The organism is Paenibacillus sp. y28 (assembly GCF_037137075.1).
Taxonomy (GTDB): domain Bacteria; phylum Bacillota; class Bacilli; order Paenibacillales; family NBRC-103111; genus JBBBNV01.
The window spans coordinates 51,734-63,040 of the sequence record NZ_JBBBNV010000008.1; the positions used below are offsets into that span (position 1 = coordinate 51,734).

11 protein-coding genes are annotated in these 11,307 nt (G+C 50.0%); 6 read left to right on the forward strand and 5 right to left on the reverse strand.

The features are described from left to right. Positions 1–31: 31 nt before the first annotated feature. The 4 genes from isdE to srtB all read left to right on the forward strand — a co-directional run bounded on the left by isdE (position 32) and on the right by srtB (position 3,591). The gene (gene isdE, locus WBG83_RS08795; RefSeq protein ID WP_336744545.1) at positions 32–913 is read left to right on the forward strand and encodes a heme ABC transporter substrate-binding protein IsdE; all 882 of its coding nucleotides are present in this window, start codon (positions 32–34) and stop codon (positions 911–913) included. Between the two features lie 100 nt (positions 914–1,013). After that, positions 1,014–1,997: a FecCD family ABC transporter permease gene (locus WBG83_RS08800; protein ID WP_336744546.1), complete on the forward strand. Its 984-nt coding sequence runs from the start codon at positions 1,014–1,016 to the stop codon at positions 1,995–1,997. Further along, positions 1,987–2,757, forward strand: coding sequence for an ABC transporter ATP-binding protein (locus tag WBG83_RS08805; RefSeq protein WP_336744547.1), 771 nt, complete (start codon positions 1,987–1,989; stop codon positions 2,755–2,757). Before WBG83_RS08800 ends, WBG83_RS08805 begins: the two co-directional genes overlap by 11 nt. A 30-nt stretch (positions 2,758–2,787) precedes the next feature. Next, entirely contained in the window at positions 2,788–3,591 is an 804-nt protein-coding gene (srtB, locus tag WBG83_RS08810) for a class B sortase (protein ID WP_336744548.1), read from the forward strand. Positions 3,592–3,826: 235 nt separating this feature from the next. Here the strand turns inward: srtB and WBG83_RS08815 are convergent, their stop codons facing one another. From WBG83_RS08815 to motA, 4 genes are all read right to left on the reverse strand, one after another. Continuing rightward, positions 3,827–5,017 carry a conserved virulence factor C family protein gene (locus WBG83_RS08815; RefSeq protein WP_336744549.1) on the reverse strand — a complete coding sequence of 397 codons (1,191 nt, stop codon included), beginning with the start codon at positions 5,015–5,017 and terminating at the stop codon, positions 3,827–3,829. Between the two features lie 507 nt (positions 5,018–5,524). Beyond that, a complete protein-coding gene (locus WBG83_RS08820; protein ID WP_336744550.1) occupies positions 5,525–6,112 on the reverse strand; it encodes a guanylate kinase in 588 nt (195 codons plus the stop codon). A gap of 353 nt (positions 6,113–6,465) precedes the next feature. Further along, positions 6,466–7,284, reverse strand: a complete 819-nt coding sequence (locus WBG83_RS08825; protein WP_336744552.1) for a flagellar motor protein MotB — start codon at positions 7,282–7,284, stop codon at positions 6,466–6,468. Then, positions 7,256–8,071, reverse strand: a complete 816-nt coding sequence (gene motA, locus WBG83_RS08830) for a flagellar motor stator protein MotA (protein ID WP_336744554.1) — start codon at positions 8,069–8,071, stop codon at positions 7,256–7,258. The genes WBG83_RS08825 and motA overlap by 29 nt, the downstream gene beginning before the upstream one ends. Positions 8,072–8,285: 214 nt before the next feature. Between motA and WBG83_RS08835 the strand changes: the two genes are divergently transcribed. After that, on the forward strand, positions 8,286–9,059 hold the full coding sequence (locus WBG83_RS08835) for a stalk domain-containing protein (protein WP_336744556.1): 774 nt from the start codon (positions 8,286–8,288) through the stop codon (positions 9,057–9,059). 92 nt (positions 9,060–9,151) lie between these two features. Here the strand turns inward: WBG83_RS08835 and WBG83_RS08840 are convergent, their stop codons facing one another. Next, positions 9,152–9,829 (reverse strand): hypothetical protein, encoded by a 678-nt coding sequence (locus WBG83_RS08840; protein ID WP_336744558.1) that lies wholly within the window; start codon positions 9,827–9,829, stop codon positions 9,152–9,154. Positions 9,830–10,200: 371 nt separating this feature from the next. On the opposite strand from WBG83_RS08840, the gene coxB reads away from it, so the two are divergent. Continuing rightward, positions 10,201–11,301, forward strand: coding sequence for a cytochrome c oxidase subunit II (gene coxB / locus WBG83_RS08845; protein WP_442955812.1), 1,101 nt, complete (start codon positions 10,201–10,203; stop codon positions 11,299–11,301). The last annotated feature ends 6 nt before the right edge of the window (positions 11,302–11,307 follow it).

The following is an 11,307-nucleotide window of genomic DNA, read 5'->3' on the forward strand; positions in this document are numbered from 1 at the left end:
AGTATGAAAATGAAAGGAGCTTGAATTCCTCATGCCTACATTGAAATCTACCGCAATGGCTTTGGCATTGTCACTGCTCATTGCCGGCTGCTCGGTCCAGGCTGGTGAGCCTGCTCAGGAAGCGCAAGCGGCGGATCACGATCTTCGCCTGGTCTCCACAACGGTGGCGGTCACGGAAATTACGGATGCGCTGGAGCTCGATTTGATTGGAATTCCGAAGAGTGTAAAAACGCTCCCTAAGCGTTACGACGGATTGCTTGAGGTCGGCAATCCGATGGCCCCTGACATGGAGCTTGTAAAATCGCTAAATCCGACGGAAGTGCTTTCGGTGACTACGCTGCAATATGATTTGGAACCGAACTTTACGAATGCCCAGGTCCCCGTCAGCTTTTTGAATCTGACCAGCGTTGATGAAATGAATAAGGCCATCGTATCCTTGGGCCAGAAATACGGCCGGGAGAAACAGGCCCAGGCTGTTGTAGGCAAATACAGCGATAAAGTAGCGGAGATCAAAAAGAAAATCGAAGGCAAGAACCAGCCAAGCGTGCTGATTTTATTAGGGGTTCCCGGCAGCTATCTGGTGGCTACGGAAAATTCCTATATCGGCGATTTGGTCAAAATTGCCGGAGGCCAAAATATTGTTCAAGGTGAGTCTGTAGAGTATTTGGCTTCCAACACCGAATACCTGCAGCAGTCGAATCCGGATATTATTTTGAGAGCTGCGCACGGTATGCCGGAAGAGGTCGTTAAGATGTTCGACAAGGAGTTCAAGAAAAACGACATCTGGAAGCATTTTGATGCGGTCAAGTATAATCGGGTGTACGATTTGGAAGAACGTTTGTTTGGAACTACGGGCAATCTGGCCGCCATTGAGGCGCTGGATGAGCTGATGAAGATGATGTATCCGGAATAATGGGTCCCGGAGCTGCAATTGGTTTATTTACCGCACTGTACGGCCCAATATATTTGGAATCATGCCGTAAAGGCGCTATTCTTCTAATCGGGGAACGAGTATGAATAAAAAATGGATTAGCATTGTCACGGTTATTATATTGCTCGTAGTCGTCGCTTTTGTTTCCGCAACCACAGGCAGCATCAAGGTGAGCAGTATCGAACTGGTGCAGGGATTAATCAGCGGAACGAACAAAAGCGTCAATATTATTAAGGACCTGCGGCTGCCGCGAATTATCGTCTCGATGTTCGTAGGCGCGGCCTTGGCTGTCTCCGGGGTACTGCTGCAAGCCGTAATGAGAAATCCGCTGGCGGACGCAGGGGTCATTGGGATTTCCTCAGGCGCCGGATTTATTTCGCTTTTGTTTGTATCGATTTTTCCAACCTTGTTTTTCTGGTTGCCGGTATTTGGTTTTCTGGGCGGCGCATTTGCCTGCTTTTTGGTCTATTCGTTGTCATGGAATTCCGGGCTCAGTCCGCTGCGGATCATTTTGGTCGGTATCGCTATTAATGCGACCTTTACAGGGCTCGGCCAATCGTTTAATTACCGGGGGAGCTATGCCGCAGGGAGCGTGAATCAGGCTACGACCTCCATTTTTACGATGAAAACATGGAATGATGTTGAAGTGATGGTCGTTTACGGGTCTATCGGGCTGATACTTTCTCTGCTGCTGTGCTCCTGGTGCAACATGCTGTCGCTGCAGGATAAATCCGCGCGGAATCTCGGCCTGAATGTAACGAAAGCCCGGCTGCTTATTTCCATTGTGGCTGTTCTGCTGTCTGCGGTTGCAACGGCCATCGGCGGATTAATCGCATTCGTAGGCTTGCTGGTGCCGCATATTGCCCGCATGCTGGTCGGCTCCGATCATAAAGTGCTTATTCCGTTCTCGGCGTTAGCCGGAGCGCTGCTTATCCTGACTGCGGATACGCTGGGCCGGACGATTCTGGCTCCAACTGAAATTCCCGCATCGATCATCATGACTGTGATTGGCGGACCGTTCCTGATTTTTATGCTTAGAAGGAGTGGCCGAATTCATGGAAATTAAACAAATTACGTTCTCCTATGATAAAAAGACGGATCAGCTCAAATCGGTAAGCAGCGAGATTCAGCCTGGCAAAGTGACCGCCATTATTGGGCCCAACGGATGCGGTAAATCAACTCTGCTCGGCGTCATGTCGAGCAACTACGTTCCGCGCAGCGGTCAGGTGATTCTGGACGGGAAAGCCATCAACACCTACAAGCCGAAGGAGTTGGCCAAGAAATTGGCGGTTGTGCATCAGCATAACGATGCGCCCTCGGATATGACGGTGGAGAAGCTGACGAGCTATGGCCGGCTGCCGCATAGCAGCCTGTTCGCCCAGAATGGGGAAGAGGATGAGAAGGCAATCGATTGGGCGCTGTCCTGCACGAACCTGGAAGGGAAACGGACGGTTACCATTGACCAGCTTTCCGGGGGGGAGCGGCAGCGGGTTTGGATAGCGATGGCGCTTGCTCAAAAAACGCCTATTCTTTTTTTGGATGAGCCTACGACATTTCTGGACATTTACTACCAGATTGAAATCCTGGAGCTGGTCAAGCGCTTGAATGAAACCTACGGGCTGACCATCGTTATGGTGCTGCACGACATTAATCAGGCCATTCGTTATAGTGATCAGATCATCGTCATGAAGAGCGGGGAAATCGTCATGAAGGGCGAGCCTCATGAGGTGATTACAGAGCAAACGGTAAAAGCTATTTATGGCGTAGATGTCCTTGTGAAGGATGACAAGGACACAGGGCTTTACATGGTGCCGATCGGCATTTAAGAGGGTGATGGGGCAAGGATGGCTGAATTCATGAGAAAGCTGTGGCGCAGCGTTCTGTTTCAGCGGGCGATGACTCTGGTCTGGCTGGGGGCGTTTCTATTTTGCGCCTACGAGCTGGCGAGCATCTTTATCGGATATCACGATAACCGGGAGGTGCTGGCGCAAGCTCAGAGCCTGTATCATGCAAGCGAAACGGATGAGCAGGGGTCAGGCACAGCTGCATCGGATGAACATCAGGCTGAGGCAAGACCAAGGTTCCGCGCTTTGCTGGAGATTAATCCGGAGCTTGTCGGGTGGCTCAAAATAGACGGTACGGTTGTCGATTATCCAATTGTACAGGCAACGGACAATGATTATTATGTAACCCGCAACTATAAGCGAGAGGAGTCTAGGGCAGGCAGCATCTTCATGGATTTTCGGAATGACAGCATGGAGCCGGGCAAACATACGGTTCTGTACGGTCACCGCATGAAGGATGAAACCATGTTCGGCAGCCTGAAATATTACATGGAACCGGAGTTTTTTCAAGCCCATCAGGCGCTTCATTTGGATACGTTGTACAACAGCTACGATCTCATGATATTCTCGGTGTACTACACGACAACCGAATTTGATTACATCCAAACCGAGTTCCAAAGCCTGAACGAGTATTCTTCTTTTTTGCGAGATATTCAAGGGCGCTCTCTTTACAAGACCTCAGTTTCCGTGACGGAGGAAGATCGGATAGTGACCCTATCTACGTGCGATTACCATCTGGACCCGGTTGAAGGACGGCTCGTCGTTCACGCCAAGCTGGTGGAACGAGGTGCGCCCGCAGCTTCAAATGAATTCTGATGGCGATGATTCGACAACGATAAGCCCCGTAAGAAGGATACGTTCAAGCTCCTTCTTACGGGGCTTACTTCGTTGACCAGTGGCCGCGGATTTTACTCCTTACGCGCTAGTATATTGTTCCTTCATTAACCAAACTACGTTTCGATCCCACTTGCAGCTTACTTGCTGTTCTTCTCGCGGTCCGGAAATGAACGGTACTTCAGGTTCGCTCTACTAGTTCGTTTATATGCTCGTTTCATTCGCCTTCCCGCAGCCGGGTCATTTGCTGCCATACCGCACCGGCTGCGGCTTCTCCGCTTTCGATCCGTTCAACGGCCATCCGGGCCTGCAAGCTGACCTCAAACTCGGGATCACGAATCGCTTCCTGAAGTGCAGGAAGGGCGCTTTCATCACCGGCTTCATATAGGAAGCGTGCCGCACGCCAGCGCACCAGCTTGTTAGAGTCGCGCAGCGCCTCACACATCGGACCTGCGGCCGCAGGATTGCCAATGTCCGAGAGGGTATCCCCTGCGGTTCGTCTTACAGCAGCCGATGGATCTTGAAGGGCCCGGAACAACAGCGGCAGCGCTTCCGGCTCCCGAACATCCCCGGTGTAAACTGTGGCCAACCGCCGGACAGAGACATTGGAATCGGCGAGTGCAGCCGAAAGCAGAGGCAGGTGCTCCAGAGCCGGCTTCAGCTGCTGCAGGGCCCCATAGCGGACCTTCCAGTCGTCATCCTGTAAACGGGCGGCAATTTCATCGACAGACAGCCGCGCTCGTGATTGGACGGCTGGGGAAGCCGCAGGGTTCTCCTCTGGAGCGGCGGTATTGACCTGATGGCCGGCTTCCGTTTCCTGCCCTTTTTGAATGGCTGCCTGTACCAGACTTTCCAATTGAGAATTGTCATACGAAGCATCAATTTCTTCGGCAACCTGCGGGGCGATTTCTTCAAGCTCCCCGTAACGAACACCGTATTCCTCCAGTCTGCGCTCCTGCAGCAGCGTAGGGGAGGCGGCTCCGGCCGTCATGGCGGCCTGTGTGAATCGTTCCGGCAATGCCGCCCGCACTTGAATGCCCCCGGCGACAGCGCGCACCTGCATCGGGATTCCCCGGAACATTTGGACCAGCACACGCACTTCACCCCATGCTTCCTCTGTAAGCCCATCCACGACTTGCGCAGCGAGCCCTTCAGATGCCCCCAGCAGCTCTGTCGCCTGCCGCAATATGGCTGCCCAATCGCCTTGGGGCTTGCGATCAAGCGCTATGAAATCGGCGGCCCGGTACAGGGCTTTTACGCCGGGAATGGCGAGCAGCGCGTTGACATAAGCGGGATGCCCTTCCTGAGCTTGGGTAAACGTGCGGTATACCCCTTTAGCCAAGGTCTCATCCACATTCAGCTTCATTGTATTCGGGCTTGGAGTAGGTTCAATAGAAATCAGCTTCATCGCTGTATGCCTCCTTAGATGACCTCAAAAGTGCGGTTACGCTTCCAGGCCGGGTTTTAATGCTGCTTATGGTTCAGATTAGGCATGGCCTCCGCGTGCATAGCTTTCATCTGATTCATCTTCTGGACGGGTCCAGGGTCTCTTTGTCATGTTCCGTTTCAGCATGGTCTTGAAAAAGAGGCGCTAATCCCGTGCGCCCAGTCCTCTTATTATCGCACAACTGCTCTTCCCGCGCCAAAAAAAGGAGCCGGCAAACGGCATGTGATGCGCTTGATTCTCGTGATGCGACGTCACCTGTGTGTCGGGGGATCTGCGTGCAGAATGAAGCCTGCAGCTGATTGCCTTCGAGCAGATCTACGCTTGTCCAGCCTGGAAAAACCAAACCCCGGAGTCGCTTTGTAGAGCGGCTGCCGGGGTAGAGTTACAGGCATCTGTTGGGGTGCTGTGGCCTGGAAGCGCTGTCTAACATGGTGAAGTCATGCTCCACAGGCTTAAGCCAAGGACGGCTTAGTCCAGATTAAGCAAATTCCGGTTCAAATAGGTTTCCAAAATGTTTGTAATCGCAAATGCGGTGTGGGCCAAATCAGAGTTTTCGTAAGCATACTTGCATTCGGGAAGATAGGCCATCGTTTCATCATAGTGAGACATATGTTTGGCGATGAGTTCATCGTCTTCGCCCCGGGCCTTCAGCCGCTCGATAACCGTGTCCCGGTCTGCATAAATAAACAGGCGGGTAACGTGATCGCCATACCGCTCGCTCAGTATTTGGGCACCGTGCGGGTTTACAATCAGATACACACAGCCGTTTACCTGAAACATATGCTGGATGTCCGCATGCTTTACTCCATAGAGATTCCCATCGATTTCCACCGTTTCCACGAACTCGCCTCGGCTGTCCGCTTCAAGGAAGGCTTCTTTTGTGACAAAGTGATAGTCTTGGCCATCCACTTCGCTGCTGCGGCGTTCGCGGGTCGTACAGGACAGCACTTTCTTTATGCCTAAGGTTGTGCCTACCATATCAGCGATTGTACGCCGACCGGCGCCATCAGGACCGGTAAAAAGAAAAATCATTTCCGTTTCCTTCAGCTCATACATCGGAATTACCTCCTCTTAGTCGTTCTATATCTTATTGTAGGCCAAAACCGAACATTTTACCAGTGATTAGCTTAAACATGAAGAATCCTCCTGCGTTACAAATAAAATGCCATTCATAAAAAACGCGCAGCGGCAAGGGATTTCCGCATGGTTTAGCCTATAAAATAAGATGAGCGCTTACATTTTTTTATTTAGATGCATAAGGGCGAGAGAAGCCACTAATCATAACTGGCTGGCGGTTGGGATTGGGAGCAGACTCTTATTTCCATACGAAAAACAGGCGCCGGTTCTTACATCAGAACGGCGCCCGCTTATTTTCAAAGCATTCAATGCTGCCCGGTGCAGCCAACCGGTTACTGGGTTACACTTTTCAGCTCCGGCTGTTTTACAGTACGAAGGATAGAAACCTCAACCCGGCGGTTCTTGGAACGCCCATCCTCGGTATCGTTGGTGTCGATAGGACGGTACTCTCCATAGCCAATCGATTTGAAACGCGCAGGACCGACCTGGTCGTTTTGCAGAAGATACTTCATAAAGTTTAAGGCACGTTTAGAGCTCAAATCCCAGTTGGACTCGAATTCCCGGGAACGAATCGGCACGGTGTCCGTATGTCCGGCTACTTCCACTTGGTATTGAGGATACTGGGACAGCATATTCGAGATGGCCACGGCCAGCTTCTGCGCATCCGGCTTTACATTAGCGCTTCCGGAAGAGAAGAGGGCGTTATCCCGAATCGTTATCATCAGCAAATCTTCTGTTAGTTTGGTTTCCAGCTGGGTGGTGAGCCCGTTTTCCTGGATATAGCCATCCACTTTTTCCTGCAGCGCCTTCATATCCTGCATTTCTTTTTCGTACTTTTCCAGCTGCTCCTTTTGCTGCTCGGTCAGTACGGTTGCATTGTCCTGACTGGGCTGTTTATAGTCTTCCTTCTTCGTTTGATCCATCGGGTTGTCGTTGATGGGAATGACCGAAGAAGGCTCCATTACGCTGACCCCTCCGTTAAAAGCGGAGTTTAACCCCTGCATGATTTGTTCATATTTCTTGGAGTCTACCTGGCTGGACGCGAACAAAATAATGAACAGCGCCAGCAGCAGTGTCATTAAGTCCGCATAAGGGATGAGCCACGTTTCGTCGATGTGCTCCTCATGATGCTGCTTGTGCTTTTTGCTCACGGGCGACCTCCTCTGCGGCGCTATCCTCAGCATAGCGTTCGCTTGGGGATAAGAACACAGACAGCTTCTGCTCGATGGCAATGGCGGAGATACCAGACTGAATGGAAAGCAGACCCTCAACCATCATGAATTTGATTTCGGCTTCCCGTTTGGACAGCATTTTGAGCTTATTGGCAAATGGATGCCACAGCACGTAGCCCGTGAAAATACCGAGCAAGGTCGCTACGAAAGCAGCGGAGATGAGGTGACCGAGCTGATCGACCTGATTCAGGTTGCTCAGCGCTGCAATCAGACCGATAACGGCCCCGAGCACCCCAAGTGTCGGGGCATAGGCGCCGGCCTGGGAGAAAATCGTTGCTCCGGCACGGTGCCGCTCTTCCATCGCATTAATATCTTCCATTAATACATCATGAATAAATTCCTGATCGTTGCCGTCGATAATCATGCGCATGCCATTCTTAAGAAACGGATCTTCAATTTCCTCGACTTTGCTTTCCAAGGCCAGAAGTCCTTCACGGCGTGTGATGCTGACCCAGTCAATAAACATCTGAATGAGCTGCTTCTTCGGAATGAGCTTCTGCTCGGAGAACAAAATCTTGAACAGCTTGGGTACTTTTTTGAGGTCGGACATAGGAACCGCAATCATGACCGCCGCAATTGTTCCGACAATAATAATCAGGATTGCCGCCGGATTCACCAGGGCGGACATGCTCGCGCCCTTCAACACCATGCCGACGCAAACGGCCAATATGCCAAGCACCAGGCCAATTACGGTAGATTTCTCCATTTGCTTTAGGCACCTCTTTGCTACGAATTTAGATATATATTATATATTTCGGTTATACAAGCCAAAATCCTTAATAAAATAAGCAAAAACCTTTGAATTGCTTTTTTAAGAATCGGTTTGGAAGATATTCCCGGAAATTTTATTGCAAAATTTAATGTTGTTTTCAGCTACGTGGTATAATATGAAGCTAATAAGGGAAAAGGAGTTTTGAAACATGCATACCAAAAAAAGAAAAAAGCTGGTTTTTTCTACAATGATAGCTTTGATGCTTTCCTCGCTTCCGGGAGCAATACATGCACAAGAACAGGCGGCCTCGGCTGCTCCTGCTCAGGAAGCAGCTGCTTCCTCTGATAAAGCAGTATCGTCTGAGTCTGCAAGCAGTGCCGTACAATCGGATACGAACACCCCTGCAGTGGAAGAGGCTTCCTCTGTAGAGCAAGGTGAAGCCGCAGCAGCAACGGGAGCATCGGCGGAGGCTTCCTCCACGGAGCAAACCGGAGCAGCAACCGAAGCGCAGGCAGAAGTGAAGGACGAGTCAGCGCCAGCTGCGGAGCCCACGGAAACGACTTCGACTCTGGTTACGGTGGACAAATCGGGGATTGCATTTGAAGTCGGACAGGCAGCTGCCCTGGTAGACGGGCAAAAGCAGGTTTTGGACAAGCCGGTATTCATTTCGCCAGTAGACAGCAAAGCTTATGCTTCCATTGATAGCATAAAACAGGTATTTGGTAAAGATGTCGTATGGGAACCGGACAATCAGAGGGTTGTTGTCAAAACACAACAGCCGATTGAGCTGCGGGAAGCCGGGAAAATTAATCCGGGCTTTCGAATTGTGGACGGTACCGTATATCTGCCTATCCGCGCATTAGGCGAGCAGGTATTCACCGATTATGTGGATTATAACAACGGCGTCATCAGCATCACTTCAGCGAATGTTTCATTGGAAAACGAAGTAGCCCAAACGGTTTCGGGGCTGTTGAAGCCATAATTACAGTATTCATTTCTCATGTAGGCCGTTTTCAATAACACGAAAAAACCTTTTCCTGATAGTAAGGAAAAGGTTTTTTCGTGTTATTGGAATTAAGCGCCGCCGAATTCCGCTTTTGCAACGGCATTGAACCGGGGCAGGAACGGCTCGAGCGGCCTGTTTTTCCAAGCTTCGCCGGCAAACCTGCTCATTTCATTAATATATTCTTTTCTAGCCGATATAAATACATGCTGCGCTTCGGGAACAACGCTCTTTATTTTTGCCGTTAATTGCTGCTTCAGATTGCTGGAGATATCGCGATGATCCGGAATCGTATCGGCAGAATACTTGTCGGAAATGATTTCGCCATATCCAAGCGTCCGGCTGGTTCCTTGCGTATAATGGGAGCCGTTCGAGGTGATCGATTTGTCACTGGTGATCTTGATTCCTTTTCCGGCCATTCCCGTTCCGGTTTTGTCAAGAATAATGGCTACATAGGCGTTTTTATCGGTAACGAAAACATAGGCATCCCGAAGACCGTTCATTTCAGCAATCCAGTCGGAATAAGTTTGGCTGTAACGCAGCTGAGCGTTATTGTGGTCGACCGTTCCAAGCGCCCATAGCCGGGTCGGCATGGATTCGGACCCATTGCGGGCATGATAAGAACGGGTGCTGTAATCGGTAGGCCTGTCATCACCCGGCTTGACGTAGTTACAGGCTGAGGCCATGATGGACCCGGCCAGCAGAGCTGCAGTGCCGAGGGCTATCCGTCTTGAAGACGGCTTTCTCATACGCCGATTCCTCCTTAGACTAAGTATTTATCGGATGAATTAGTAAGGCCGGTGAAGATACACTTAGCATGGGCATGAGCGGCATAATTATGCGCCTGGACAGCCCGGAAAAATGGGTCAGTACATAATTTGGGACCGGGATGGAAATAACCTATTAGGAGCGTATTTGACCAAATTGTGAACGACTTTATGGCTTCATTGACAAAAGAGACGCTCGAATTTATAGTTATTAAGTGGTTATGGTAAAAAAGTGCTATTTCTGTGCACTGATGAGAATCTTTTGACAAGAAACGCCGGTTTTTCAAAGGAAATTCCGATGTTTCTTCCAATTATATTTAAGCAATTTTAACTAAAAGTGGGGTTGATGGTTGATGAAACGGTGGCTCAACGTATGGCGTTTAATCCCCCTGTTTGCGGTTCTGACGTTCGTACTTACGGGTTGCGGTAAAGAAAACTTGACGACGCTGAAGCCGAAGGGGCCGGTAGCACAAGACCAATTATGGTTAATCGGGCTATCGCTGGGGATCATGATTCTGGTTTTGATTACCGTGTTTATTATTTATGCCTACGTTCTGGTGAAGTTCCGCAGACGTAAGGAGCACACGGAGTATCCGAAGCAAGTGGAAGGCAGCCATACGCTGGAAATTATTTGGACAGTCATTCCTTTTGTGCTGCTGCTTATCCTGGCAGTACCTACAATTTACTACACCTTCAAACTGGACAAAGACTACACGCAGGATCCGAATGCGATCCAAGTGAAGGTTATCGGTCATCAGTTCTGGTGGGAATTCGAGTATTTGAACGAAAAGATTACAACAGGCATGGAATTGTACGTACCAACAAACCGTATCATTTCTTTTGAGCTGCAGTCTGCTGACGTTATTCACTCCTTCTGGGTGCCGGCGCTTGGCGGTAAGAAAGATACGAACCCGGGTTCGGGAGCTGTTAACCATATGTACCTGCAAGCGGATCAAGAAGGCGTTTACTATGGCAAATGCGCGGAGCTCTGTGGAACCTCTCACGCCTTGATGGATTTCAAGGTGATCGCGGTATCTCCGGAGAAATACGACGCATGGGTCAAGAAGATGCAGCAGCCGGTAGCGGTTACAGCGAACGCCAGCGAAGGCGAGAAAATTTTCAAAGACAAATGTATTGCTTGTCATGCCATTTATGATAGTGATAAAAAAGGCATCGTAGGTGGTAAAGTTGGTCCGAATCTGGCTAACTATGCCGAACGTCAAACGGTTGCGGGAATCTTGTTCAACCACACCGAAGAAAACCCTGCTATCAATCCGCAGCTTCTGAAAAGCAACCTGAAGGAATGGCTTGCTGATCCGCAAAAAGTGAAGCCGGGCAATCTGATGCCGAATCCAATTAAAATTGAAGGAAGCAAAATGAAGGATGACCTGGGCTTGAACGAGAAGCAAGTTGATGCGCTTGTGGACTTCATTTCTTCACAGAAATTGCAATAGATTTTG

Bases quoted from the DNA above. Each gene is read 5' to 3' on its own strand.
- WBG83_RS08800 (WP_336744546.1), top strand. From the start codon at position 1,014: ATGAATAAAAAATGGATTAGCATTGTCACGGTTATTATATTGCTCGTA.
- WBG83_RS08835 (WP_336744556.1), top strand. From the start codon at position 8,286: ATGCATACCAAAAAAAGAAAAAAGCTGGTTTTTTCTACAATGATAGCT.
- WBG83_RS08805 (WP_336744547.1), top strand. From the start codon at position 1,987: ATGGAAATTAAACAAATTACGTTCTCCTATGATAAAAAGACGGATCAG.
- WBG83_RS08840 (WP_336744558.1), bottom strand. From the start codon at position 9,829: ATGAGAAAGCCGTCTTCAAGACGGATAGCCCTCGGCACTGCAGCTCTG.
- srtB (WP_336744548.1), top strand. From the start codon at position 2,788: ATGAGAAAGCTGTGGCGCAGCGTTCTGTTTCAGCGGGCGATGACTCTG.
- WBG83_RS08815 (WP_336744549.1), bottom strand. From the start codon at position 5,017: ATGAAGCTGATTTCTATTGAACCTACTCCAAGCCCGAATACAATGAAG.
- WBG83_RS08820 (WP_336744550.1), bottom strand. From the start codon at position 6,112: ATGTATGAGCTGAAGGAAACGGAAATGATTTTTCTTTTTACCGGTCCT.
- coxB (WP_442955812.1), top strand. From the start codon at position 10,201: ATGAAACGGTGGCTCAACGTATGGCGTTTAATCCCCCTGTTTGCGGTT.
- isdE (WP_336744545.1), top strand. From the start codon at position 32: ATGCCTACATTGAAATCTACCGCAATGGCTTTGGCATTGTCACTGCTC.
- motA (WP_336744554.1), bottom strand. From the start codon at position 8,071: ATGGAGAAATCTACCGTAATTGGCCTGGTGCTTGGCATATTGGCCGTT.